Genomic DNA, 24,670 nt, shown 5'->3' with positions numbered 1-24,670 from the left:
GGGGTAGGGGGTGCCGGGCTCCGGGGCCGACCGCCCGGGTATCCCGGGCGATCACGCGCCGCCGCGGTCCGCGGCTCGCAGCAGGGCCAGCTGGCGGTGGACGGCCGCGGTCACCCTGATCCCGTCCTCGGTGGCGAGCAGATCGAGCAGCGCACCGCGCAGTACGGCCAGTGCCAGGGTGCGATCGGCGGCACCCTCTTCGGTGTCGCGTTCCGCCTGCGGCTGGCAGTCGGCGAGGACGGCGAGCCAGTCGTCCACGGTGCGCCGGGCGAACCCGGCCCAGGGTCCCTCCGGCTCGACGAGGGAGCGGGCGTACGCCTCGGCCCACAGGCGCAGCAGCGGCCGGTGCTCGGAGGCGGCGAGCCACGCCCACACCGCGTCCGCGGCGGCGACGAGACCGACGGGGTGCTCAGGCCTGCGGAGGTTGGCCAGGAGGGTCAGTTCGTCCACCCGCGCCCGGTCCAGCAAAGCCCGTACGAGCCCGTCCTTGTTGCCGAAGAGGAACATCAGCACGCGCGTGCTGGATCCGATGGCCTCGGCCAGGGGGCGCAGTGAGAGATCGGTCAGGCCGTGGTCGAGCGCGTACACGTAGGCGGCTTCGAGCAGCTGGGTTTCGCGAGCGGACGGGTTTGTGGCTCGGGGAGGCATGGGTCTACCTTAAAGAAACTGACACGATCGTGTCAGTAACGGAAAGTCGTCAGTCGTATCGGAGAGTGTGTCGTGCACGAGGGAGTCCGCGCACGGGAGTACGTGATGCGCCGCGCCGACCGGCCCGGTGATCTGGGCTGGATGGTGATGGCTCACGGCGAGCTGTACCACCGGCAGTTCGGCTGGAACGCGGAGTTCGAGGGCCTGGTGGCCAAGATCGTCGCCGAGTACGCGGCACGGGTAGGCCAGGACGACTCGGAGGCGGCCTGGATCGCCGAGGTCGACGGTGAACGCGCGGGCTGCGTGATGCTCGTCGCCGACGACCGGCCGGCAGCGGCCAAACTCCGCACCCTGCTCGTGACCCCGGCGGCCCGGGGTCTCGGCATGGGCACCCGTCTCGTGGCGGAAACCCTGAGATTCGCCCGCGCGGCCGGCTACCGGAGCGTGTCGCTGTGGACCACCGACAACCTCGCGTCCGCCCGCAGGATCTACCAGTCCTTCGGGTTCATCCTCGCCGAGGAGGCGCCCCACCACGGCTTCGGCCACGACCTCGTCGGCCAGACCTGGACCCTCGCCCTCGACGCCGTCCCGGAAGCCGAGCCGGCCCGCCGAGGGAGTGTCCGGGCTACAACTCCGCCAGCAGCTCCGCCTTCTTGGCGCTGAACTCCACGTCCGTCACCAGCCCCGCCTGATGCAGCTCGCCCAGGTGCCGGATGCGCTCCGCGATGTCCGCCGGATCGCTCCGCACCGCGCCGACCGGCACCAGCGAGGTCGGTACGGGCACGGACGGCCTGCGGCGCGCCGACTCCAGGACCGCCGCCGCGAACGGCAGCGACTCGTGCACCGGGCCGTACCCCAGGCCGAAGAGGACGGCCGCCGGGTCCTGGTCCGCCTGCGTGGGCCGCTCCGGGGCCGAGCCGCCGGGCACCTCGCCGATCCCGGCGCTGCCGGGGGAGGTGACGCACGGCTGCGCCGGGACGGCCGCCGCCGCGTCGGCCGGACGCGTCAGCAGTCGCAGGTACCCCTCGAAGGCCTCCGGGGAACGCCACTCCACCCCGGTCACCCGCTCCACCGGGAACGTCTGGTCGCCCGCCCGCCACTTGGCGCTGGACGCACCCGTCCACGACCAGCGGAAGGAGACCCGCTCCCCGTCGAAGCTGGCCCGCCCGTCGTACGCCTTGAACTGCATCGGGCCCTGGGGCGCCGCGACCAGGAAGCGGTCCGCCGGCTCCCCGGCCCCGGGACCGAGCAGCGCGCGCACCTCGTCCCGGTAGTACTCCGCGAGCGTCTCCCGGTCGGCGGGCAGGACCAGGCGGTACGGATCGCAGCCGTCCTTCAGCTGCCCGGCCGCCACCTCCATCAGCGGGTCGGCCCCCGGTCTCGGCGAGGCGTGCAGAACCACCGTGCCCCGCTTGCCCGGAGACAGACCGACCGCCGACAGCGCCGCATACGGAATGCGTCGCTCCCGCAGGCTCTGGAAGAGCTTCGGCGTACGGATGCCCCGTTCGAAGCGGATGAGCACGGAGTCGGTGTCGAACTCCCAGGTGGCATGAATTCCGGCCAGCACATCACCCATGTGCCTCATCGTATGCGGCCCTCGCTCGTACGTCGCCCCTTCGCGTCAGCCCCGATTCACCGAGCTTCCGCATGATCTACGCGCGTCAGACATCTGTTCCACCGGAAATACCACGGAGACACGCGCGATCCGCCGATGCGCAGCCGACCGTCGTATATGAGCCGACTCCGATCGCCGCGAAGTTGCGCAGACTCTCCGTACCCGGCTCGAAGTAGCCGCTGTGGCCCACCGCGTCGCCCGCCGAGACGATCCGCGCCCCGAACTCCGGGTCCACCGGATCGGCGCCGTGCCCCATCCCGCCGACCTCCAGGTTCGGCACGTCCGCGATCCAGTCGTCCGCGTCGCGCATCGCCCACACCCGGGCCCGCGTGCCCAGCGCCGCCGCGCTCGCGGACCGCATGCCGGGACTTCCGGCGACGGCGATGTCGGTGACCCGGGTCGGCAGGCGGTGCGCCGCGACCCCGCACACCACGGAGCCGTAACTGTGGCAGACCAGCGAGACGGTGGCCTTCCCCGGCAGGGCGGCCACCAGGGCGTTCAGCCGCAGCGCCCCCTGGGTCGCGAGCCCGCCGAGGACGGCGTCCATGCCGATCCCGGCCGGAGCGGTGTAGTCGGCCCAGGCGACGACCGCGGTGGGCACGTCCGGCCGGGCGTCCCGCTCGGCGGCGTACAGGGATTTCGCCATGCCGACCGGCGCGCTGTTCGGGCGGTTCTCCCGCTCCAGCGTGAGCAGCTGGGTGTCGACGCCCGGGACCACGACGGAGACCCGCCGGGCCCGGTCGAGGTCGCCGAAGACCTCGGCCGCCCGGCCCCGCCCCGAGGGGTCGAAGGAGAGGATCTGCCGGTCGCCGGAGAGCATCGCGCGGAACCGTTCCAGCCGCAGCCGCGCCTCGGTGCGCCCGTCGGGGGAGAGTCCCGGATCGTGTGTCCGGCGCTGCTCCACCGCCTCGGCGTCCCGCAGCGCGTGCCGGTTCGCGTGGTAACGCAGAGCGACCGGGACTCCGTTGAGGTTGCCGACCACCAAGGGGTTGCGATCGGCGAGCGCGAGCCGGTCCGCGGCGGACAGCGAGGCGAAGAACCGGGCGATCACCGAGACCGGCGCGTCCAGCGCCGGGACGGGCCGGCCTCTCGCCCGGGCGTGCGCCCAGGCGGCCAACGCCCGCTCGCGTGGCTCGTCGGAGGGCTGATGGCGTACGGCGGTCCACCCGGTGGTCGCCAGCATCACGAACACGACGGCTATGGCGAGCAGTGCGCGCCACGCGGTCAGAGTGGGGGAGGTGTCGAAGGAGGGATTCACTGCGGGACACCCTAGGAGACGGGTGCCGGGCAGCGGAGCCCGGGTGACGTACCTCACCCGGCGGAGGGGTTTGTAGACCGATTTTCTTACGTTCTGTAGTCACCGGGGGCGCGCAGCGTGGACCGGGCGCGGGGGGCGTGCGCCCGGGTGGTGAGCCCGGGGCGTGCGCGCGGGTGGTGAGCCGGATCAGGTGCGCGGGATGAGGTCCTGCCCGGCGGCGTTCCGGCGTTCCGGCGTTCCGGCGTTCCGGCCTTCCGGCGTCCCGGCTCCGGCGTCCCGGCTCCGGCGTCCCGGCTCCGGCCTTCCGGCCCTCCGGTGCGGAGATCCGCGTCGGAAGGCGTCCTCACGCTGCCGTCTGCCGGGGAGCGCCGGGCACGCCGCCGTCCCCCGGTCCGGGCGGGCGCCAGTCGGAGGCGAGCGTCGGACCGAGCAGGTCCAGGTGGCGTTCGGCCAAGGCGCGCAGCGAGGCCAGCGTGCCGTCGCCGGAGCGGCCCCACAGCTGTCCGGTGACCCGCATCGTCCCGGAGAACGCGGCGACCGCCATCCGGGGGCGCGGGTCGGCGTCCAGGTCCAGGCCCTCCCGTCCGGCGATCACCGAGGCGACCTCCTCCTCGGCGGCGATGCACCGGCGCATGTGCGTGGCCAGCAACGTCGGCTGCGACTCGATCATCCGGAAGGTACGGACGTGCAATTCCACCGTGGCCGACGACGGATCGGAGCGCTCCAGCGCGTCCCAGGCGCGGAACGTGGCCTGCCGCATCGCTTCGAGCGGCGGCTCCTGGGCCGGGCGCTGCCGCAACTCCGCGAGGAAACGCGCCTCCACCAGGTCCTGGGTGGCGAAGACGACGTCTTCCTTGCTCGCGAAGTACCGGAAGAACGTGCGCTGGGAGACGTCGACCGCCTCCACGATCCCGTCCACGGTGGTCCGTTCGTACCCCTGGGTGGTGAAGAGTTCGAGCGCGGCGTGGAGCAGCGCGTCCCGGGTGCGCTGCTTCTTGCGCTCGCGCAACCCGACCGCGCACTCCGGGCGCCGGAGCAACCCCGGCACCCTGGTGCGCTGTTCGCGCGCCGCCGCCGTGGGCTGCGCGTTCTCGCGTCCCGCCCCGACCCGTCGGCGCCTCGCCGGACCTTCTGTCACGTGCCGTCCCTCTCCCGTCGCTCCGTCCGAACCGGCTCCGTTGTGAGCCACCTGACAGTTACCGGTCGGTGAATTGGTTGGTCAACTGTCAGTCGCTGTCACTATTCTGCCGGGCATGACTAGTCAGACCTCCGTCGAGAAGGCGTCGCGGGAGCCCGCAGACATATCAGTTCCCGTGCCCACCAAGGGACTTCGGGGCCATCCCTGGCTGACGCTGTTCGCCGTGGCCATCGGCGTGATGATGGTCGCGCTCGACGGCACGATCGTCGCCATCGCCAACCCCGCCATCCAGAAGGACCTCAACGCCTCACTCGCGGACGTCCAGTGGATCACGAACGGCTACATGCTGGCGCTCGCGGTCTCGCTGATCACCGCGGGCAAGCTCGGTGACCGCTTCGGCCACCGTCAGACCTTCCTCATCGGCGTCGTCGGCTTCGCCGCCGCCTCCGGGGCCATCGGCCTCTCCTCCAGCGTCACCTTCGTGATCGTCTTCCGGGTCCTCCAGGGTCTGTTCGGCGCCCTGCTGATGCCCGCCGCGCTCGGCCTGCTGCGCGCCACCTTCCCCGCCGAGAAGCTCAACATGGCCATCGGCATCTGGGGCATGGTCATCGGCGCCTCCACCGCGGGCGGCCCGATCCTCGGCGGCGTGCTCGTCGAGCACGTCAGCTGGCAGTCCGTGTTCTTCATCAACGTCCCGGTCGGTGTGATCGCGCTGCTGCTCGGCCTCGTCATCCTCAAGGACCACCGAGCCGAGAACGCGCCGCGCTCCTTCGACATCGGCGGCATCGTCCTGCTCTCGCTGGCGATGTTCTGTCTCATCTGGGCGCTCATCAAGGGCGCCGAATGGGGCTGGGGCGACGTCAAGACGATCGGCTTCCTGGTCGCGGCGGTCGTCCTCTTCGTGGCCTTCGCGCTCGTCCAGACGCGCGTCCGCGAGCCGCTGATCCCGCTCGCGATGTTCAGGTCGATCCCGCTGTCGGCGGGCGCGATCCTGATGGTGCTGATGGCCTTCGCCTTCATGGGCGGCCTGTTCTTCGTCACGTTCTACCTCCAGAACGTGCACGGGATGAGCCCGGTCGACAGCGGCCTCCACCTGCTTCCGCTGACCGGCATGATGATCGTCGCCTCGCCGCTCGCCGGCGTCCTGATCACGAAGTTCGGTCCCCGCGTCCCGCTGGTCGGCGGCATGGTGTGCACCGCCGTCGCCTGCTTCGGCATGTCGCAGCTGACCATCGGTACGGGCACCGTGACCATGTCGATCTGGTTCGGACTGCTCGGCCTCGGGCTCGCCCCGGTCATGGTCGGCGCCACCGAGGTCATCGTCGGCAACGCCCCGATGGAGCTGTCCGGTGTCGCCGGTGGGCTCCAGCAGGCGGGCATGCAGGTCGGCGGCAGCCTCGGCACGGCCGTGCTCGGCGCCGTGATGGCGGCCCGGGTCGACTCCCTGCTGCCGGGCAACTGGGCGGACGCCGGTCTCCCGAAGGCCTCCGGCGAGCAGCTTTCGCAGGCCTCCTCGGCCATCGAGGTCGGCATGCCGCCCATCGCGCCGAACACCCCGGCGGAGATCGCGGCCAAGATCACCTCGGTCGCGCATGACACCTTCGTGTCAGGCATGAGCACCGCGTTCATGGTGGCCGGTACCGTCGCCGTGCTCGCGGCGGTGGTCGCCCTCTTCACCAAGCGCGGCGAGAACGCCGAGGCCGGAGCCGGAGTCGGCCACATCTGACCCCTCCCGCCCCCGGCGCGACCGCGCCCGCAGAGCCCCGCCGGTCCGCACCGGCGGGGCTCTCGCGCGAAGTGCCCGGCGCATCGGGGGCGGACACCACCTATCCGGGTGGTCCCGCTCAGAACCCCTTCCCCGGGCAGGTTGCGGCAGGTCAAGGTCAGGCCAAGAGAACCGCACGACCACGGGGTTGATCCACCATGCGCAAGACCGTCATCGCGGCCGTCCTGGCCGCCACCGCTCTCGTTCCCGCCGCCTCGGCCGTCGCTCCGGCCGCCACACCCACCGCGTCCGGGGGCACGTACACCACCGTGACGACCACCAGCGCCGCCGGGGCCGCCGCCGCGACCGAGGCCACCACGGGCACCGAAGCCCCCGGGGCCGCCGCGGCTGCGCCCGGCCGGGCCTCGGGGGTCCGGCTCGGTGAGTGCGCGGCCGGCCAGCTCTGTCTCTGGAAGAAGCCGGACTTCACCGGTGGCCGGACGAACCGGGACCTGTCCGCCGTCGACATCGAGAGCTGCGTCCCGCTGTCGGCCGGAAGCGACGCGCAGTCCTTCGCCAACCGCACCGGCCGCAACGTCACCCTGTACCAGTCGGCCGAGTGCGGTGAGACAGGGGAGTTCGAGACCTACCCGGGACCGGGCACCTGGGTCCCCCGCTCCCCCTACCAGGTAAGGGCGTTCAAGATCTGGGAGAACTGACCGCGCGGACCGGGGCGACCGGCCGACCGCGGGCCGGGCCGTCCGGCTGACCGGGCGGACCGGAGCGACCGGGGCGGCCGACCGGGCGGACCGGCCGGAGGGCGGGGCGTACGCTGCCGCCCTCCGGAGCCCCGGCGTGACGCACGGTCACCGGGGGAGAGGACTCCGCCCGAGGTCCCGGAGATCCACCCATGTGCCCGGTAGCTCTGCGAAGTTGTTCTGTCAGATGCGTTGACGAAATCTTCGGGGTACATCTAGCTTCATCGCGTCGTACTTCGTACGTCATATATGAGACGCGATACGCGAGATGCGAGAGCCCTTCATGACGTTTGCGCCCACCCCGATCCCGTCCAGAACGCAGTTCGTGCTGGAAGCGATCAAACACGCGATCCTGACGGCCCAGCTGCGGCCGGGACAGGCGCTTGTCGAGACCGAACTCGCCGCGCAGTTCGGGGTGTCGAAGACGCCGGTGCGCGAGGCCCTGAAGACGCTCGCCGGCACCGGGCTCGTCGTCATGAGCCAGTACAAGGGTGCCACCGTCCGGCTCGTGGACGCCGGGATGGCACGCGAGGTCTACGACGTACGGCTGCTCCTCGAACCGGAGGCGCTGCGCCGCACGATCGCCTGCCGGGCCTCCCTCGACGCGGCCCAAGACGCTCTGGAACGCGCCGACTCGGCGCCCGACAAGGCCGAACGGTCGCTGGCCAACCGGGACTTCCACCGCGCCCTCTACCTCTCCTGCGGCAACCCGCTGCTGGGCCGGATGCTCGACGAGGTCCGCGACCAGGCGGCGCTCGTCTCCACCGTGGCCTGGGCGGCCGATCCGTCCTGGGAGCGCGAGGCGGCCGAGCACCGGGAGATCCTGCGGCTCGCGCTGGCGGCCGACGCGGCCGGGGCCGCCGCCGCCCTCCACGACCACATCGCGTCCTTCGTCCGCCGCGCCTTCCCGGGCGACGAACCCGCCGAGGCGCACCCCGTCCCGAGCCCGCTGACCGCGGGCTGACCCCCTTCCCGCCTTACCCGCATGCCTGGACCGCGTGCCGGAAGTCTGGCCTGTCCTGCGGGCGGACGGCGCTCCTTCCGACACACGCGCCACAGCCACACCGCTACTGAAGTACCGAGAGAGTGGAGCCGACGATGAAGATCTCGAAGACGCACCGGGCGCGCGCGGCGGCGGCGATGTCCCTCACGGCGGTCCTCGCCCTGACCGTCACCGGCTGCGGTGACGACGGCAGCGGGTTCGCCGGGGGCGGAGGTGCCGAGGGCGACGGCAAGGGAAAGATCGTCTTCTGGGACAACAACGGCGGTGTGCGCACCGACATATGGAAGGCGATCATCGCCGACTTCGAGAAGGAGAACCCGGGCATCGAGGTCCAGTACGTCGGGGTGGCGGCCACCGAGATCCAGACCAAGTACGACAACGCCATCCAGGGCGGCGGACTGCCGGACGTCGGCGGGGTCGGCGCGGCGATGCTCGCCGGGCTCGCCGCCCAGGGCTCGCTGGAGCCCCTGGAGGACCGGAGCGCCGACTCCTCGCTGGACGGCCGGCTCAACCCGGGCATGGTCGAAGCGATGAAGGCGGCGGGCGGCTCCGAGAAGCACACCTACAACGTGCCGATCTCCGCCAACAACGGGGTGCTCTACTACCGCACCGACCTCTTCAAGAAGGCGGGCCTGGCCGCGCCGGTCACCTGGGACGACTTCTACAAGGCGGCCGGCAAACTGAGCGACCCCAAGAAGAATCGTTTCGGCTACACCATCCGCGGCGGCGCCGGCTCCATCGCCCAGGCCATGGACGCCATGTACGGGCAGTCCGGCATCACGTCCTTCTGGGACGCCAAGGGCGAGAAGACCACCCTCAACGACCCCCGGAACGTCGCCGCCCTGGAGAAGTACGCGGCCCTCTACAAGAAGGTCACGCCCTCCGCCGACCTCAACAACGACTTCATCAAGATGGTCGCCCAGTACGACTCCGGCACCATCGGCATGGTCAACCACAACCTCGGCTCGTACCAGGACCATGTGACGGCCCTCGGCACGGACAAGTTCCGGGGCATCCCGCAGCCGATCGGCGCGGGCGGCAAGCGGGTCCAGGTCTCCAACCCCGTCGACGGACTCGGCCTCTTCAAGAGCTCCGAGCACAAGGCCGCCGCGTGGAAGTTCATCGAGTACGCCGCCTCCCACGCGGCCAACTCGAAGTTCAACGAGCAGGCGGGCCTGATCCCGGCCAACACCGAGGCCGCCAAGGACCCCTGGGTCAACCGCTCCGAGCCCACCGCCCTCGCGGCCAAGGCCCTCACCGACGGCTCGACCGTCACCGTGCAGCTGCCGTACTACCTGCCGGACTGGAACGGCATCAGCAAGGCCGACAACGAGCCCGAACTGCAGAAGGTCCTGCTCGGCCGGACCTCCGCCAAGGCGTTCCTCGACAAGATGGCCGGTGAGCTGAACGACGCCCAGGCGGAGTGGAAGGAACAGCAGCCCACCGCCTGAGCGGCCCACCGCCCGAGCAGCCTGCCGCATCAGCGGTCCGCCGCCGGAGCGGCCCGCCGTCCGGTCCACTCACCACGGCAGAGACCCGCGGGCCTGACCCCGCGAACACCGCCGGCCGGCCCCGGGCATCCCCGGGACCGGCCGGCACAGGTGTGTCCGCAGCCGCCTCAGGCGTCGCCGCCCGCCGCGCCCGGGTCGGCCGCCGCCACGTCCAGCAGCTCGTACCGGTCGACCGCCGTCTTCAGCGCCGAACGGTCGATCCGCCCCTCCTTGGCCAGCTCCGTGAGGACCGCCAGCACGATCGACTGCGCGTCGATGTGGAAGAACCGGCGGGCCGCGCCGCGGGTGTCCGCGAAACCGAAACCGTCCGCGCCCAGCGACTGGTACGCGCCCGGCACCCAGCGGGAGATCTGGTCCGGAACCGATCGCATCCAGTCCGAAACCGCCACGAACGGTCCCTCGGACCCGGAGAGCTTCCGCGTCACGTACGGGACGCGCTGCTCCTCCTCCGGGTGGAGCAGGTTGTACCGCTCCGTCTCCACGGCCTCGCGGCGCAGCTCGTTCCAGCTGGTCGCCGACCAGACGTCGGCCCGGACGTTCCACTCCTCGGCGAGGACGCGCTGCGCCTCCAGCGCCCACGGGACCGCCACGCCGGACGCCAGGATCTGCGCCGGGATCTGCCCCCGCTCACCGCGCCGGAAGCGGTGGACACCCGCCAGGATGCCCTCCACGTCCACGTCGGCGGGCTCGGCCGGGTGCTGGATCGGCTCGTTGTAGACGGTGAGGTAGTAGAAGACGTCCTCACTGTTCTCGCCGTACATCCGGCGCAGCCCGTCCTTGACGATGTGCGCGATCTCGAACCCGTACGCCGGGTCGTAGGCCACGCACGCCGGGTTGGTCGAGGCGAGCAGCTGCGAGTGGCCGTCCGCGTGCTGCAACCCCTCGCCGGTCAGGGTCGTACGCCCGGCGGTCGCGCCCAGCACGAAACCGCGCGCGAGCTGGTCGGCCATCTGCCAGAACTGGTCGCCGGTGCGCTGGAACCCGAACATCGAATAGAAGACGTAGACCGGGATCAGCGGTTCGCCGTGCGTGGCGTAGGACGAGCCCGCCGCGATCAGCGAGGCCGTGCAGCCCGCCTCGGAGATGCCGTCGTGCAGCATCTGCCCGGTCGGCGACTCCTTGTAGGCGAGCAGGAGTTCACGGTCCACCGCTTCGTACTGCTGCCCCAGCGGGTTGTAGATCTTCGCGCTCGGGAAGAACGCGTCCATGCCGAAGGTGCGGTACTCGTCGGGCGCGATCAGCACGAAACGCTTGCCGATCTCCTTGTCCCGCATGAGGTCCTTCAGGATGCGGACGAACGCCATCGTGGTGGCGATCGACTGCTGACCCGAACCCTTCTTCGCAGCCGCGTAGGTCTTCTCCTCCGGCAGCGGCAGCGGCTTCGCGCGGACCACCCGGGTCGGCACGTAACCGCCCAGGGACTCCCGCCGGTCGTGCATGTACTGGATCTCCTCGGAGTCCCGGCCCGGGTGGTAGTAGGGCGGGTACCCCTCGTCCAGCTGCTTGTCCGTGATCGGGATGTGCAGCCGGTCGCGGAACCGCTTCAGGTCCTCGGTGGTGAGCTTCTTCATCTGGTGGGTCGCGTTGCGGCCCTCGAAGTTCGGCCCCAGCGTCCATCCCTTGACCGTCTGCGCCAGGATCACCGTCGGCTGGCCCCGGTGCGCCTTGGCCGCCGCGTACGCCGCGTAGACCTTCCGGTGGTCGTGCCCGCCGCGCCCGAGGTGCAGGATCTGCTCGTCGGACATGTCCTTGACCATGTCCCGCAGCCGCTGGTCGCCGCCGAAGAAGTGCTCGCGGATGTACGCGCCCGTCTCGGTGGCGTACGTCTGGAACTGGCCGTCCGGCGTGGTGTTCAGCTTGTTGACCAGGATGCCCGTGCGGTCCTGCGCGAGCAGCGGGTCCCAGGTCCGGTCCCAGACCAGCTTGATCACGTTCCAGCCGGCGCCCCGGAACTGCGACTCCAGCTCCTGGATGATCTTGCCGTTGCCGCGCACCGGGCCGTCGAGCCGCTGGAGGTTGCAGTTGACGACGAAGGTGAGGTTGTCCAGGCCCTCGCGGGCGGCGATGGAGAGCTGGCCGAGCGACTCCGGCTCGTCCATCTCGCCGTCGCCGAGATACGCCCAGACGTGCGACTTCGAGGTGTCGGCGATGCCGCGCGCCTCCAGGTAGCGGTTCATCCGCGCCTGGTAGATCGCGCCGAGCGGGCCGAGCCCCATCGACACCGTCGGGAACTCCCAGAAGTCCGGCATGAGCCGGGGGTGCGGGTAGCTGGAGAGCCCGTTCGGCGCCTTCGACTTCTCCTGGCGGAACGCGTCGAGCTGCGCCTCGCTCAGCCGGTCCAGCAGGAACGCGCGGGCGTAGATGCCCGGCGAGGCGTGCCCCTGGAAGAAGATCTGGTCGCCGCCGTCGCCCTCGTCCTTGCCCCGGAAGAAGTGGTTGAAGCCCACGTCGTAGAGCGAGGCGGAGGAGGCGAACGTGGCGATGTGACCACCGACACCGATCCCGGGGCGCTGGGCCCGCGAGACCATCACGGCCGCGTTCCAGCGGGTCGCGTTGAGGACCTTGCGCTCGATCTCCTCGTCGCCGGGGAAGAAGGGTTCGTCCTTCGTGGCGATCGTGTTGACGTAGTCGGTACTGCGCATCTCCGGGACGGCCACACGCTTCTCGCGCGCCCGTTCGATGAGGCGGAGCATCAGATAGCGGGCCCGCTCATGGCCGCGCTCGTCCACGGCCGCGTCGAGCGAGTCCAGCCATTCCTGGGTCTCCTCGGGATCGAAATCCGGGACCTGGCTGGGAAGGCCGCCAATGATGATCGGGTTGCGATCGGATCCGGAAGCCACACTGTTCCTTCGCTGTTCGGTGCTGCTACGGGGTCTGCTGCAGGTCTGCTGCGAGGCCGATCCGTCGGGGCGCGCAACCTCGCGGCGGCTCCGACGTCCGCGGAATCGCCACCTTCCATCGTGTACCGCCGGGACCCGTACGTCACCTCTACCGCACGGTAACCAGCGGGTTACCGGACACCCGTCCGGGGCAGTAGCCGTAAGGCGGAACAAGGGCGCCGGGCCAAATCGCAACCATACGCCCAAGCCGTCCAAGTGTTCCCAAACGCTGTACGGCGGCGAATGCCGGAGCGAAACGGCATAAGCTGAGGAAGGACGTATACGGACCGGTGCCTTCGGCACCCCGGCGCGGACCGGCCGGAAGTTGCGGCGACGTGGCAGGGAACGTCACCGTTTAGGCGGTCTGGGGCGCCGGGTACTTGCGCGATTCGCCGAGCCCGTGTGGACTACGGCCAGCGCCGCGCGTACGCGCGTGGCTGAAGCATTTTCCGAAACATGATCAGGAGGCAACCCGTGAGCGCGACCGCGGACCACGCGGAGGAGCGGACCAACCTGGCTGAACGGCTGGGGTTCGAACCCGGTCAGGTGGTCCAGGAGATCGGCTACGACGACGACGTCGAGCTGGAGCTCCGTGAGGGTATTGAGGCCACCATCGGTGGGGAACTCGTCGACGAGGACTACGACGACGTCGCAGACGTCGTCGTGCTGTGGTTCCGTGACGAGGACGGCGACCTTACGGACGCGCTGGTGGATGCCATCGGCCTGATCGAGGACGGCGGTACGGTCTGGCTGATGACGCCGAAGACCGGCCGTGACGGATACGTCGAACCCAGCGACATCAGCGATGCCGCTCAGACCGCCGGTCTCTCCCAGACCAAGAGCATCAGCGCGGGCAAGGACTGGACGGGCAGCCGTCTGGTCACGCCCAAGGCCGCCAAGGCCAAGCGCTGAGCTCCTCCCGCACCACCCCGTAGCACCGAGGGCCCCCGACGGCATCGCGCCGCCGGGGGCCTTCGCACGTCCCCCGCCGGGCGCTGCGTAGGCTGGGCGAAGGCCCCCGGCGGACCGGCCCGGGGGCGGCGACGCAAGCGAAGGGACACACCCCCATGGCGATCGAGGTCGGCTCCCAGGCCCCCGCGTTCGAGCTCAAGGACAACCACGGCCGGACGGTCACGCTGTCCGAGTTCCGCGGCGAGAAGAACGTCGTGCTGCTCTTCTACCCGTTCGCCTTCACCGGCGTCTGCACCGGCGAGCTCTGCGCGCTCCGCGACGAGCTGCCCCGCTTCGAGAACGCCGACACCCAGCTCCTCGCCGTCTCCAACGACTCCATCCACACCCTGCGGGTCTTCGCCGAGCAGGAGGGCCTGGAGTACCCGCTGCTCTCCGACTTCTGGCCGCACGGCGAGGTCTCGCGCGCGTACGGCGTCTTCGACGAGGACAAGGGCTGCGCGGTGCGCGGCACCTTCATCATCGACAAGGAGGGCGTGGTGCGCTGGAGCGTCGTCAACGGTCTGCCCGACGCGCGGGACCTCAAGGAGTACGTCACGGCGCTCGAAGCCCTCTGAGCCCCCTTCCGGGCGGCGGCGCGGGCGTCAGGGCGCCCCGCCGCCGGCCGGCCGTCGCCGGGACACCGCCGGATCACCGCCCGGCGGTCGTCCGGCCGGGCTTCCGCTCGCGGAGAACTCCCGCCCCACCCGCCCAAAAGCCTGCTTTGGCCGGGAACCGGTCACTAGGATCCATTCGTTGATCCGGTACACGCAAGACGGGGACGCTGGTGTCTGCCGGCCCCTACATACCTATGGGAGGACTCGTGGGAGTCAGCCTCAGCAAGGGCGGCAACGTCTCGCTGACCAAGGCCGCGCCCAACCTGACCGCTGTCATCGTCGGCCTGGGCTGGGACGCCCGGACGACCACCGGCGGCGACTTCGACCTCGACGCCAGCGCGCTGCTGGCGAACGCCGAGGGCAAGGTCGGAAGCGACGGCAATTTCGTCTTCTTCAACAACCTCAAGAGCCCCGACGGTTCCGTCGAGCACACCGGTGACAACCTCACCGGTGAGGGCGAGGGCGACGACGAGGTCATCAAGGTCAACCTCGCCGCCGTTCCGGCCGATGTCGACAAGATCGTCTTCCCGGTCTCGATCTACGAGGCCGAGACCCGCCAGCAGAGCTTCGGCCAGGTCCGCAACGCGTACATCCGCGTGGTCAACCAGGCCGACAACTCCGAGCTGGCCCGCTACGACCTCAGCGAGGACGCGTCCACCGAGACCGCCATGGTCTTCGGCGAGCTCTACCGCAACGCCGGCGAGTGGAAGTTCCGCGCCATCGGCCAGGGGTACGCCTCCGGCCTGCGGGGCATCGCGCAGGACTTCGGCGTCAACGTCTGACGTCAACGTCTGACGTCCACGTCCGACGCCGACGTCAGACCCGGGGTGGTGTCCGGCGGACACCACCCCGGGGGCCCGGACCAGCAGCAGAGCGCCCGGCGCCGCACCTCTCGTGCGGCGCCGGGCGTGCTTCGCCCACCGTACGGGCGGCACGGGCACGGCCCGCACCGGACGGTTCGTACCGCGCGAACCGGACAGAATCCGCACAGGCATCACCGATCGGGGAGGACACATCATGGGCGTCACACTCGCCAAGGGAGGCAATGTCTCCCTCTCCAAGGCCGCACCCAACCTCACCCAGGTGCTCGTCGGCCTCGGCTGGGACGCGCGGTCCACCACCGGCGCCGACTTCGACCTGGACGCCAGCGCGCTGCTGTGCCAGTCCGGCCGGGTGCTCGGGGACGACTGGTTCGTCTTCTACAACAACCTCACCAGCCCCGACGGCTCGGTCGAACACACCGGGGACAACCTCACCGGCGCGGGTGACGGTGACGACGAGTCGGTCATCGTCCACCTCGACCAGGTGCCCGCACACTGCGACAAGATCGTCTTTCCCGTCTCGATTCACGAGGCGGACAACCGTGGGCAGGCTTTCGGCCAGGTCAGCAATGCCTTCATCCGGGTCGTGAACCAGGCCGACGGCCAGGAGCTCGCCCGTTACGACCTCAGCGAGGACGCCTCGTCCGAGACGGCGATGATCTTCGGTGAGCTCTACCGCTACAACGGCGAATGGAAGTTCCGAGCGGTGGGACAGGGGTACGCGTCAGGTCTGCGGGGCATCGCTCTAGACTTCGGGGTCAACGTTTCGTAAAGCCGCGCTCGGCGCGGGGGAGCCCCGTACTACGGGGGAGACCCGTTACTTACACGATGGGGTAGCCAGTGCTTCTGAAAACCTTCGGCTGGTCGTTCGCGATTACCGCGCTCGGCCTGGTCGCAGCGGTGTTCTACGGGGGGTGGCAGGCTCTCGGCGTCGTCGCGATCCTGACGGTCCTGGAGATTTCGCTGTCCTTCGACAACGCGGTGATCAACGCCGGAATCCTGAAGAAGATGAACGCCTTCTGGCAGAAGATCTTCCTCACGATCGGCGTGCTCATCGCGGTCTTCGGTATGCGGCTGGTCTTCCCCGTCGTGATCGTGGCGATCAGCGCCAAGCTCGGTCCCATCGAGGCCATCGACCTCTCGTTCAACGACCCGGACCGCTACCAGCAGCTGGTCACCGACGCGCACCCGTCGATCGCGGCGTTCGGCGGCATGTTCCTGCTCATGATCTTCCTCGACTTCATCTTCGAGGACCGGGACATCCAGTGGCTCCGGTGGATCGAGCGCCCGCTCGCCAAGCTCGGCAAGGTCGACATGCTGTCGGTCTGCGTCGCACTGATCGTCCTGCTCGTCTCCGCCCTGACCTTCGCGACCCACGCCCACCAGCACGGCGGTGCGCACGCGGACAAGACGTCCACGGTGCTGCTCGCCGGCGTGGCCGGTCTGATCACGTACCTCGTCGTCGGCGGGCTCTCGGGCTTCTTCGAGAACAAGCTCGAAGAGGAGGAGGAGCGCGAGCACGAGGCCGAGGAAGAGGCCAAGAAGAGCGGCAAGGCCGTCGCGCCGGTCGTGCTGGCCGGCAAGGCCGCCTTCTTCATGTTCCTCTACCTCGAGGTCCTGGACGCGTCCTTCTCGTTCGACGGTGTGATCGGCGCCTTCGCCATCACCAACGAGATCGTGCTGATGGCCCTCGGCCTCGGCATCGGCGCCATGTACGTCCGTTCGCTCACGGTCTACCTGGTCCGCCAGGGCACCCTGGACGACTACGTCTACCTGGAGCACGGCGCCCACTACGCCATCGGCGCCCTCTCCGTCATCCTCCTCGTGACCATCCAGTACGAGATCAACGAGATCATCACCGGCCTGGTCGGCGTGGTGCTGATCGCCTGGTCGTTCTGGTCCTCGGTCCGGCGGAACAAGGCGCTCGCCGCGGCGGGCGACGGTGGCACGCTGGTCGACGCGGGCGACGGCGGAGTCCGCTGAAGTTCTGGCCAGAAGTCTCCGCTGCCGGGTGTGTGACCCGGTGAGCAAAGAGGGAACGCTCTCTGCGGGGCGGTCCGCGCGGTACGGCTCCGGAAAGACCCGGGCCGGTCCGCCGGCCGCCCCGCACTGGCGTGCGGGACGCGCGAGAGCGGACCGGAACCCCGGTCCCGCGAGGGCGCGCAGACAGATGGGTGGGGTGGGGGGATGGGCTTCTTCGACGGCCTGTGGCCGGCACGTACGGCACAGTTCGAGTCGGGCAACGCGGCGTCGAACTCGATTCAGCTCTCACGGCGGAACGCCACGGTCTCGCTGACCAAACAGGGAGCGCTCACCGGGAACCTCCGGGTCAATCTCTCCTGGCGGATGCGGAGCTCCGACATCGAGGGCCGCTCCGGGCAGGGCAGCCTGTTCCGGAACCCGCTGAAACTCTTCCAGCCCGAGGTCGTGCAGGCCCACACCCAGGGCATGGTCAACGTCGACCTCGACCTCGGATGCATGTACGAGCTCACGGACGGCACCAAGGGCGTGGTGCAGCCCCTCGGCAACCTCATCGGGGACCTGAACGAACCGCCGTACATCCGGCTCAGCGGCGACGACCGCTTCGGTGCCCCCTCGGGGGAGACGGTCTACGTCAACATGGACCACCGCGACAAGATCAAACGACTGCTCTTCTTCGTCTACATCTACGACCAGACGCCGGCGTTCGACCGCACGCACGCCATGGTGACGCTCTACCCGGGCAACGGCCCGCGGATCGAGATCGAGCTGGACGAGCGCGCGCCCGAGGCCCGCTCCTGCGCCGTGTTCACCGTGGAGAACGTCAAGGAGGAGCTGATCGTGCGCCGAGAGGTCAAGTTCGTCTACGGGTTCCAGTCCGAGCTCGACCGGCTCTACGGCTTCGGCATGCAGTGGGGCCGCGGCTACAAGTCGCGTGCCTGAGCGCTCAGGACCGGACGAACTGCGGACCCTGCGGAGGCAGGACGAAATGCGGGTCCGGTGCGGGCGCGGCGGACGCGGCGGGCTGCGGATACCCGTACGCGGGCGCGCTGGTCTCGGGCTGCGGGTAGCCGTAGGCCGGCGGGGCGGTGGCGGGCTGCGGGTAGCCGTACGCGGGAGCGGCGGTGGCGGGCTGGGGGTAGCCGTAGGCCGGTGCGGTGGTGGCGGGCTGCGGGTAGCCGTACCCGCCCCCCGGCACCGGCGGCGCGGTGGGCGGCTGCGGGTAGCCGTACCCGGACTGCGGCTGGGGGACGGTGAGGTCCGAGGCGTGAGCCGGTTCGGGGCGTTCGGGTGCGGGCGCCCGGACGCCCTCCCACTCCGCGTCGGCCCCGGGCCCGGACTGCTCGGGCAGCCCCTCGGGCAGCCCTTCCGCGGACGGCTGGAGCGCCTGCTCGGGCTGCTCCCCGTCGTCCACCGAGATGCCGAAGGCCGTCGCGAGCCCGATCAGCCCGGTCGGATAGCCCTGCCCGACCGCCCGGAACTTCCACCCGTCGCCGCGCCGGTAGAGCTCGCCGCAGATGATGGCGGTCTCCTCGCCGGTCTCCGGCCGGATCTCGAACACGGCCATCGGGCCGCCGTCCGGGTCCGCCGCGTCGAACAGCGATATCCGCAGGTCGTGGACGCTCCCGAAGCTCGCCCCGTCCGAGGAGGCGGCGATCACCACCTGGTCCACCGAGGAGTCCAGCGCCCCCAGATCCGCCTCGACGGTGTCCGTCAGCCCGTCCCCGACGCTGCGCTTCGGCAGTCGGCGCACATGGCCGGAGGGATGCCGGGGCTGGTTGTAGAAGACGAAGTCCTCGTCGGAACGCACCTGGCCCGTGGAACCGAGCAGCAGGGCGGAGGCGTCCACGTCCGGGACGCCCGTCCCAGGAGTCCAGCGCAGCACGGCCCTTACGGCCGTGGCATCGAGGGGGACGTTCGAACCCTTCAGCATCCCTTGCGTCATGCCCGTCATCCTGCCTGCTGGCGGCTCACGCGGACAACGCGGGGGCCGTGAACCGGTATCCGGCGGTAGAGCTGAGCTGCAGCACCTTACCGTGCCGGGGCCCTCCGACACGGGCGAGTTACCCGAAGTTCACATATGCGGGGAACTGCGGACACCCGTCCATACGTACTATTACCGGCCATGCGTTGTTCGATCGATCAGGCGGTACGGGGGAAAATCATGCGTCATTTCGGGCACATCTCGCCTGCTGCCCGGCAGGGACTGTTCTTCCAGGAACCATGCGAATTCGACGCGAACGCTCCGGCCCGCGTGCTCGCGGCTGCACTGGGCGCCACGCTCTACGCCCCGGCCACCCGCCCCCGGCTCGCGGACGACGTCGTCAAACAGGCCGCGCGCGGCGTCGTCTCCATGGTTCTCTGCCTGGAGGACTCGATCGCCGACGCCGAGGTGGAAGGCGCCGAGAAGAACCTGGTCAAGCAGTTCGCGGACCTCGCCGAACGGGAAGCGGAGATTCCGCTCCTCTTCATCCGGGTGCGTGAGCCCGAGCAGATCACCGACCTGGTCGACCGCCTCGGCCCCACGGTCCGGCTGCTCTCCGGCTTCGTCCTGCCGAAATTCACCGAACAGCGCGGAGAGCTTTTCCTGGCGGCCCTGAACCGGGCGGAATCCGCCTGCGGACATCGGCTGTTCGCCATGCCGGTGCTCGAATCGCCGGAACTCCTCCATCTGGAAACCCGTACCGAAACGCTCCAGGGAATCGCGCGTGTCGTCGCGACCCACCGCGAGCACATTCTCGCGCTGCGGCTCGGCGTCACCGACTTCTGCTCCGCCTACGGGCTGCGGAGATCCTCCGACATGACCGCCTACGACGTGCAGATCGTCAGCGCCGTCATCGCCGACGTCGTCAACGTCCTCGGCCGCGCCGACGGCACCGGATTCACGATCACCGGCCCCGTCTGGGAGTACTTCCGCAACCAGGAACGCATGTTCAAGCCGCAGCTGCGCCGCAGCCCCTTCCAGGAGGGCCGGGCGGAGAAACTGCGCACCGCGCTCATCGAGCACGACCTGGACGGACTGCTCCGTGAGATCGAACTCGACCGGGCCAACGGCCTCCTCGGCAAGACCTGCATCCACCCCTCGCACGTGGACCCCGTGCACGCGCTGTCCGTCGTCAGCCACGAGGAATTCAGCGACGCCCAGGACATCCTGCGCCCCGAGCGCGGCGGTGGCGGAGTGCTGCGCTCCGCGTATACGAACAAGATGAACGAAGTGAAACCGCACCGGGCGTGGGCCGAACGGACCCTCCTGCGCGCCGAGGTCTTCGGCGTCGCGCGCGAGGACATCGGCTTCGTGGACCTGCTGGCCGCGGCCGGAGCGAAATGAGCGCGTACCGATGAGCGGGCGCGCGACGGAGAAAGAGACGGTGGACGTGGTGTGGTCCGGCAGCTGGGTGGCCGAGCGGCTGGGAGTCGATCTCGCCGGTGACCAGGAGATCAGGGACATGCTGGGGCTCGCCCTGCGGCGCAACCCCCGGCGGGCCCACCTGCTGGTCTCCCACGTCCTCGGCAAGCACGTGCCCCAGCTCCCCTCCGTCGTCCACGGCGCCGGAGTCGACCTCGGCCGCCGGGTACGCGACCTGCTCGGGCCCGAGGCCGACCGCGCGGTCGTCCTCGGATACGCCGAGACCGCCACCGGACTCGGCCACTCCGTCGCCGACGGCATCGGCTCGGCGCCCTACCTCCACTCCACCCGCCGCCCGGTCCCCGGCGTGGTCCGCGCCGGCGGCTTCGAGGAATCCCACTCGCACGCCACCTCCCACCTGCTGCTCCCCGAGGACCCGGCGCTGCTCGCCCGCCCCGGGACACTGGTTCTCGTGGACGACGAGTTCTCCACCGGCAACACCGTCCTCAACACCATCCGCGCGCTGCACGACCTCTACCCCCGTGAGCGGTACGTCATCGTGGCCCTGGCCGACATGCGGTCGGCCGAGGACCGGGGCCGCCTCACCCGGTTCGCCGCCGAGATCGGCGCCCGCGTCGACCTGATCGCCCGCGGCACCGGCACGGTCGTCCTGCCCGAAGGGGTACTGGAACGGGGCGCGGCCCTCGTCGTCGAGCAGGAGGCGGCTCAGGCGGCGAAGGCCGAGGAGACGGAGGAGGCGGAGGAGGCGGAGGCGGCAGCAGGGGCCGCTGGGGCCGACGAGGCCGACGGGGCCGCCGTCCGGGCCGTCCGGGTCGACCTCGGCTGGCCCGAGGGGCTGCCGGACGGCGGCCGGCACGGCTTCACCCCCGCCCACCGCGCCACCCTGGAACACGCCCTCCCCGGCATGGCCGCCCGGCTCGCGGCGGCCCTCCACGACCTGCCCGGTACGGGTACGCCGCCGGAGAACACCCCCGGCCCCCGCCCCGCTCGCCGCGTCCTCGTGCTCGGCTTCGAAGAACTCATGTACGCCCCGCTGCGCCTCGGCACCGCCCTGGAACGGCTCACCGACGAACGCCTGTCCGGCACCGAGATCCGCTACTCCACCACCACCCGCTCACCCGTCCTCGCCGTCGACGACCCCGGCTACGCGATACGCAGCCGGCTGGTCTTCCCGGCCCACGACACCCCGGCGGACGGCCCCGGCGACCGCTACACGTACAACGTCGCCGGAGCCGGCTTCGACGCCGTCGTCGTGGTGGTCGACTCGCACGCCGACACCCCCGAACTCCATGCCCCCGAAGGTCTGCTGGCCCGCCTCGCCGCCCACACCGGCCGGGTCCTCCTCGCGGTCATTCCCTCGTACACCCCCGAACGGCAGGAATTCACGATGCTGCCCGAGCCCCTCAGAGGCCCCGCATTCTCCTCGTACGCAGCCGAGGACGTCGGCTGGCTGCTCCAGGACCTCTCGGACACCGAGCTGGAGGCCCCCACGGAGGAACGCGAGGAGGCGATACAGAGCGGTGGCGCGCACTACGCCGAATCGCTCCCCGTGGAGTACCAGCCCAGCCCCGCCTACCAGGCACTCTTCCAGTCCGCCCTGGAGACCTCTGCCGCCCGCATCGCCCGCGCCGTCGGCACCGTCACCGAGACGGTCCTCGAAGAACGCGGCCCCCGGCCCGTGCTGGTCTCGCTCGCCCGCGCCGGAACGCCCGTCGGCGTCCTGATGCGCCGCTGGGCCCAGCACCGCCACGGACTCGACCTGCCGCACTACGCGGTCTCCATCGTGCGCGGCCGGGGCATCGACGCCAACGCCCTGCGCTGGCTGGCCGCCCACCACGACCCCGCCGACGTCGTGTTCGTCGACGGCTGGACCGGCAAGGGCGCCATCACCCGCGAACTGACCGCCGCGCTGGCGGAGTTCGAAGGGTTCAACCCCGAGATCGCGGTCCTCGCCGACCCCGGCGGCTGCGTCCGCACCTACGGCACCCGCGAGGACTTCCTCATCCCCTCCGCCTGCCTCAACTCCACCGTGTCCGGGCTGATCTCCCGTACCGTGCTCCGCGCCGACCTGGTCGGCCCGGACGACTTCCACGGCGCCAAGTTCTACCGGGAACTGGCCGGTTCGGACGTCTCGCTCGGCTTCCTGGAGACCGTCGCCGCCCGCTTCGACGAGGTCGCCGATGAGGTGGACGAGGAGGCCAAGGCCCTGCTCGCCGCCGACCGCGCCCCCACCTGGGAGGGCTGGGCCGCCGTCGAGCGCATCAGCGAGGAGTACGGCATCCACGACGTCAACCTCGTCAAGCCCGGCGTCGGCGAGACCACCCGCGTCCTGCTCCGCCGCGTCCCCTGGAAGATCCTCGCCGACCGCGGTGCCGGCGCCGACCTCGACCACGTACGGCTCCTCGCGGAGCAGCGCGGGGTGCCCGTCGAGGAGGTCGACGGACTCCCGTACAGCTGTGTCGGACTGATCCACCCGAAGTACACCCGGGGCGCGACCGGTGCCGACGGCAAGGCGGTGACGGAACAGTGACCGCACCGGGGACGAACCCCGTGGCGCTGGTCGCCAGCGACCTCGACCGCACTCTCATCTACTCCACCAACGCCCTCCAGCTCGCCATGCCGGACGCCGACGCACCCCGGCTGCTCTGCGTGGAGACGTACGACAGCAAGCCGCTCTCCTACGTCACCGAGACGGCCGCCGCCCTGCTGGAGGAGCTGGGCCGCACCACGGTCTTCGTGCCGACCACGACCCGCACCCGCGAGCAGTACCACCGCATCAGCCTCCCCGGCCCGGCACCGGCCTACGCCGTCGTCGCCAACGGCGGGCACATCCTCGTGGACGGCGAGTCCGACCCCGGCTGGCACGCGGGAGTCCTGGACCGCATCGCCGCCGAGTGCGCCCCGCTCGCCGAGGTCCGTGCCCATCTGGCCGAGGTCTCCGACCCGGCCTGGCTGCTGAAGGACCGGGTCGCCGAGGACCTCTTCGCCTACCTCGTCGTCGAACGCTCCCGGCTCCCCGACGGCTGGGTGAAGGAGCTCGTCGACTGGGCCGACCCGCGCGGCTGGACCGTCTCCCTCCAGGGCCGCAAGATCTACGCCGTACCCCGGCCGCTCACCAAGAGCGCGGCCGTCCGCGAGGTCGCCCGCCGCGCCGGGGCCGGACTCACCCTCTCCGCGGGCGACTCCCTCCTCGACGCCGACCTGCTGCTCAGCACCGACCGCGCCTGGCGCCCCGGCCACGGCGAACTCGCCGACACCGGCTGGCACACCGGCGGCGTCGTCGCCCTCCAGGAGCAGGGCGTCCTCGCCGGGGAGGAGATCCTGCGCAGGTTCCTGGCGGCGACGCGCGGCTGACGAGAAGGGTCTTGGGCAATCAGGAGCCCATTGGGCAGGCTGGGCCCGACCGGCACGACGCCGCACCCACCCCCAGGAGGCGCGCACGATGACCAAGGGCAACGAAACCCGCATGACGGACGAGCTGTACGCGTACGTGCTCGCGCACAACCCGCCGCTCGACCCCGTCCAGCAGGAGCTCGTCGCGACCACGTACGCCGAACTCCCGGACCGCGCGGGCATGCAGTCGGCCCGCGAACAGGGCCCGCTGCTCGCCTTCCTGGTCCGGCTGACCGACGCCCGGCTCGTGGTGGAGGTCGGCACCTTCACCGGGTTCGGGGCCCTGTCGATGGCGCGGGCACTGGCGCCGGACGGGCGGCTGATCGCCTGCGACGTCTCGGAGGAGTGGACGGCGTACGGCCGGGCCGCCTGGGAGAAGGCGGGGGTCGCGGACCGCATCGACCTGCGCATCGCGCCCGCGCTCAACACCCTGCGCGCCCTGCCGCGGGAGCCGCACATCGACTTCGCCTACCTCGACGCGGACAAGGGCGGCTACCTCGGGTACTGGGAGGAGCTGGTGCCCCGGATGCGGCCCGGCGGCATGATCGCCACCGACAACACCCTCTTCCACGGCGGGGTCGTGGACCCGCACGCCACCGGGGCAGCGGCGGCCATCAGGGAGTTCAACGACCACGTCCTCGCCGACGACCGGATGGACAGCGTGCTGCTCACCGTCGCGGACGGCCTCACGCTGTCGCGCAAGCGGTGAACGGGTGCGGGACCGCAGCGGCCTTGTCGGCCGCCCCGGTCCCGCAGGGCCCATTCGGCCTCAGCCGCAGCAGCCCCCGCCGCAGCAGCCGCCCCCGCCGCCGCCCGCCGGTGCGGGCGCGGATCCGGAGGAGGAGCCGCCCACGGCGACGGCGGAGAGCAGCTTGACGGTGTCGTCGTGGCCGACGGGGCACGTGGCGGGATCGGAGGACTCGGCCATCGGACGGCTGAGCTCGAAGGTGTCTCCGCAGGTGCGGCAGCGGTACTCGTAACGAGGCATGGACCAAGAGTAGGGGCCGCCGGTCCGGCACGGGGCCGGAC

Annotated in this window: 22 protein-coding genes; 15 read left to right on the top strand and 7 right to left on the bottom strand. The window is 70.8% G+C overall.

Annotation, left to right across the window (positions count from 1 at the left end; all coding sequences use genetic code 11):
* Positions 1-51 precede the first annotated feature (51 nt).
* Positions 52-648, bottom strand: a complete 597-nt coding sequence (locus ACFWEE_RS11250) for a TetR/AcrR family transcriptional regulator (RefSeq protein ID WP_386888339.1) — start codon at positions 646-648, stop codon at positions 52-54.
* A gap of 72 nt (positions 649-720) precedes the next feature.
* Here ACFWEE_RS11250 and ACFWEE_RS11245 point away from each other — a divergent pair, with 72 nt between their 5' ends.
* Positions 721-1,311, top strand: coding sequence for a GNAT family N-acetyltransferase (locus ACFWEE_RS11245; RefSeq protein ID WP_386888338.1), 591 nt, complete (start codon positions 721-723; stop codon positions 1,309-1,311).
* Here ACFWEE_RS11245 and ACFWEE_RS11240 read toward each other — a convergent pair.
* The 3 genes from ACFWEE_RS11240 to ACFWEE_RS11230 form a co-directional block, all read right to left on the bottom strand.
* Positions 1,274-2,224, bottom strand: coding sequence for a DUF4429 domain-containing protein (locus ACFWEE_RS11240; RefSeq protein WP_386888337.1), 951 nt, complete (start codon positions 2,222-2,224; stop codon positions 1,274-1,276). The two genes, ACFWEE_RS11245 and ACFWEE_RS11240, sit on opposite strands and share 38 nt — an antisense overlap.
* Positions 2,225-2,309: 85 nt before the next feature.
* Positions 2,310-3,521: an alpha/beta hydrolase gene (locus ACFWEE_RS11235; RefSeq protein ID WP_386888336.1), complete on the bottom strand. Its 1,212-nt coding sequence runs from the start codon at positions 3,519-3,521 to the stop codon at positions 2,310-2,312.
* Positions 3,522-3,864: 343 nt separating this feature from the next.
* Positions 3,865-4,560, bottom strand: a complete 696-nt coding sequence (locus ACFWEE_RS11230; protein WP_386888462.1) for a TetR family transcriptional regulator — start codon at positions 4,558-4,560, stop codon at positions 3,865-3,867.
* A gap of 214 nt (positions 4,561-4,774) precedes the next feature.
* Between ACFWEE_RS11230 and ACFWEE_RS11225 the strand changes: the two genes are divergently transcribed.
* The 4 genes from ACFWEE_RS11225 (at position 4,775) to ACFWEE_RS11210 (ending at position 9,576) form a co-directional block, all read left to right on the top strand.
* Positions 4,775-6,385, top strand: a complete 1,611-nt coding sequence (locus tag ACFWEE_RS11225) for an MFS transporter (RefSeq protein ID WP_386888335.1) — start codon at positions 4,775-4,777, stop codon at positions 6,383-6,385.
* A gap of 197 nt (positions 6,386-6,582) precedes the next feature.
* Complete coding sequence (locus ACFWEE_RS11220; protein WP_386888334.1) at positions 6,583-7,083, top strand: peptidase inhibitor family I36 protein; 501 nt, start codon at positions 6,583-6,585, stop codon at positions 7,081-7,083.
* 322 nt (positions 7,084-7,405) lie between these two features.
* Positions 7,406-8,086: a GntR family transcriptional regulator gene (locus ACFWEE_RS11215; protein ID WP_386888333.1), complete on the top strand. Its 681-nt coding sequence runs from the start codon at positions 7,406-7,408 to the stop codon at positions 8,084-8,086.
* 134 nt (positions 8,087-8,220) lie between these two features.
* Complete coding sequence (locus ACFWEE_RS11210) at positions 8,221-9,576, top strand: ABC transporter substrate-binding protein (RefSeq protein WP_386888332.1); 1,356 nt, start codon at positions 8,221-8,223, stop codon at positions 9,574-9,576.
* A gap of 167 nt (positions 9,577-9,743) precedes the next feature.
* Here the strand turns inward: ACFWEE_RS11210 and aceE are convergent, their stop codons facing one another.
* On the bottom strand, positions 9,744-12,476 hold the full coding sequence (aceE, locus tag ACFWEE_RS11205; RefSeq protein ID WP_386888331.1) for a pyruvate dehydrogenase (acetyl-transferring), homodimeric type: 2,733 nt from the start codon (positions 12,474-12,476) through the stop codon (positions 9,744-9,746).
* Between the two features lie 513 nt (positions 12,477-12,989).
* Between aceE and ACFWEE_RS11200 the strand changes: the two genes are divergently transcribed.
* The 6 genes from ACFWEE_RS11200 (at position 12,990) to ACFWEE_RS11175 (ending at position 17,823) form a co-directional block, all read left to right on the top strand.
* Positions 12,990-13,427 (top strand): DUF3052 domain-containing protein, encoded by a 438-nt coding sequence (locus ACFWEE_RS11200; protein WP_386888330.1) that lies wholly within the window; start codon positions 12,990-12,992, stop codon positions 13,425-13,427.
* Positions 13,428-13,582: 155 nt separating this feature from the next.
* Positions 13,583-14,041 (top strand): peroxiredoxin, encoded by a 459-nt coding sequence (locus ACFWEE_RS11195; RefSeq protein WP_327175563.1) that lies wholly within the window; start codon positions 13,583-13,585, stop codon positions 14,039-14,041.
* A 245-nt stretch (positions 14,042-14,286) separates the two neighbouring features.
* Positions 14,287-14,862: a TerD family protein gene (locus ACFWEE_RS11190; RefSeq protein WP_386888329.1), complete on the top strand. Its 576-nt coding sequence runs from the start codon at positions 14,287-14,289 to the stop codon at positions 14,860-14,862.
* A gap of 235 nt (positions 14,863-15,097) precedes the next feature.
* A complete protein-coding gene (locus ACFWEE_RS11185) occupies positions 15,098-15,673 on the top strand; it encodes a TerD family protein (RefSeq protein ID WP_327175561.1) in 576 nt (191 codons plus the stop codon).
* A 68-nt stretch (positions 15,674-15,741) separates the two neighbouring features.
* On the top strand, positions 15,742-16,884 hold the full coding sequence (locus ACFWEE_RS11180; RefSeq protein ID WP_386888328.1) for a DUF475 domain-containing protein: 1,143 nt from the start codon (positions 15,742-15,744) through the stop codon (positions 16,882-16,884).
* Between the two features lie 204 nt (positions 16,885-17,088).
* Complete coding sequence (locus ACFWEE_RS11175; RefSeq protein WP_386888327.1) at positions 17,089-17,823, top strand: Tellurium resistance; 735 nt, start codon at positions 17,089-17,091, stop codon at positions 17,821-17,823.
* A 4-nt stretch (positions 17,824-17,827) separates the two neighbouring features.
* On the opposite strand, the gene ACFWEE_RS11170 is transcribed toward ACFWEE_RS11175, so the two are convergent.
* The gene (locus ACFWEE_RS11170; protein ID WP_386888326.1) at positions 17,828-18,826 is read right to left on the bottom strand and encodes a TerD family protein; all 999 of its coding nucleotides are present in this window, start codon (positions 18,824-18,826) and stop codon (positions 17,828-17,830) included.
* A gap of 219 nt (positions 18,827-19,045) precedes the next feature.
* On the opposite strand from ACFWEE_RS11170, the gene ACFWEE_RS11165 reads away from it, so the two are divergent.
* The 4 genes from ACFWEE_RS11165 to ACFWEE_RS11150 all read left to right on the top strand — a co-directional run bounded on the left by ACFWEE_RS11165 (position 19,046) and on the right by ACFWEE_RS11150 (position 24,350).
* A complete protein-coding gene (locus tag ACFWEE_RS11165) occupies positions 19,046-20,209 on the top strand; it encodes an HpcH/HpaI aldolase/citrate lyase family protein (protein ID WP_386888325.1) in 1,164 nt (387 codons plus the stop codon).
* Between the two features lie 10 nt (positions 20,210-20,219).
* Positions 20,220-22,778: a phosphoribosyltransferase gene (locus ACFWEE_RS11160; protein WP_386888324.1), complete on the top strand. Its 2,559-nt coding sequence runs from the start codon at positions 20,220-20,222 to the stop codon at positions 22,776-22,778.
* 26 nt (positions 22,779-22,804) lie between these two features.
* Positions 22,805-23,602, top strand: a complete 798-nt coding sequence (locus ACFWEE_RS11155; protein ID WP_386888461.1) for an HAD family hydrolase — start codon at positions 22,805-22,807, stop codon at positions 23,600-23,602.
* An 88-nt stretch (positions 23,603-23,690) separates the two neighbouring features.
* Positions 23,691-24,350 (top strand): O-methyltransferase, encoded by a 660-nt coding sequence (locus tag ACFWEE_RS11150; RefSeq protein ID WP_386888323.1) that lies wholly within the window; start codon positions 23,691-23,693, stop codon positions 24,348-24,350.
* A gap of 60 nt (positions 24,351-24,410) precedes the next feature.
* Here the strand turns inward: ACFWEE_RS11150 and ACFWEE_RS11145 are convergent, their stop codons facing one another.
* Positions 24,411-24,629, bottom strand: coding sequence for a zinc ribbon domain-containing protein (locus ACFWEE_RS11145; RefSeq protein ID WP_386888322.1), 219 nt, complete (start codon positions 24,627-24,629; stop codon positions 24,411-24,413).
* Between the last annotated feature and the right edge of the window lie 41 nt (positions 24,630-24,670).

The sequence above is a fragment of the Streptomyces sp. NPDC060184 genome (assembly GCF_042728795.1).
Taxonomy (GTDB): Bacteria; Actinomycetota; Actinomycetes; order Streptomycetales; family Streptomycetaceae; genus Streptomyces.
This window is presented reverse-complemented; position numbering and strand designations above follow the sequence as displayed.

Coding starts and splice junctions, on each gene's coding strand:
- ACFWEE_RS11250 (WP_386888339.1), bottom strand. CDS start 648: ATGCCTCCCCGAGCCACAAACCCGTCCGCTCGCGAAACCCAGCTGCTC.
- ACFWEE_RS11240 (WP_386888337.1), bottom strand. CDS start 2,224: ATGGGTGATGTGCTGGCCGGAATTCATGCCACCTGGGAGTTCGACACC.
- ACFWEE_RS11225 (WP_386888335.1), top strand. CDS start 4,775: ATGACTAGTCAGACCTCCGTCGAGAAGGCGTCGCGGGAGCCCGCAGAC.
- ACFWEE_RS11220 (WP_386888334.1), top strand. CDS start 6,583: ATGCGCAAGACCGTCATCGCGGCCGTCCTGGCCGCCACCGCTCTCGTT.
- ACFWEE_RS11215 (WP_386888333.1), top strand. CDS start 7,406: ATGACGTTTGCGCCCACCCCGATCCCGTCCAGAACGCAGTTCGTGCTG.
- ACFWEE_RS11210 (WP_386888332.1), top strand. CDS start 8,221: ATGAAGATCTCGAAGACGCACCGGGCGCGCGCGGCGGCGGCGATGTCC.
- ACFWEE_RS11195 (WP_327175563.1), top strand. CDS start 13,583: ATGGCGATCGAGGTCGGCTCCCAGGCCCCCGCGTTCGAGCTCAAGGAC.
- ACFWEE_RS11185 (WP_327175561.1), top strand. CDS start 15,098: ATGGGCGTCACACTCGCCAAGGGAGGCAATGTCTCCCTCTCCAAGGCC.
- ACFWEE_RS11175 (WP_386888327.1), top strand. CDS start 17,089: ATGGGCTTCTTCGACGGCCTGTGGCCGGCACGTACGGCACAGTTCGAG.
- ACFWEE_RS11170 (WP_386888326.1), bottom strand. CDS start 18,826: ATGACGCAAGGGATGCTGAAGGGTTCGAACGTCCCCCTCGATGCCACG.
- ACFWEE_RS11165 (WP_386888325.1), top strand. CDS start 19,046: ATGCGTCATTTCGGGCACATCTCGCCTGCTGCCCGGCAGGGACTGTTC.
- ACFWEE_RS11160 (WP_386888324.1), top strand. CDS start 20,220: ATGAGCGGGCGCGCGACGGAGAAAGAGACGGTGGACGTGGTGTGGTCC.
- ACFWEE_RS11150 (WP_386888323.1), top strand. CDS start 23,691: ATGACCAAGGGCAACGAAACCCGCATGACGGACGAGCTGTACGCGTAC.
- ACFWEE_RS11145 (WP_386888322.1), bottom strand. CDS start 24,629: ATGCCTCGTTACGAGTACCGCTGCCGCACCTGCGGAGACACCTTCGAG.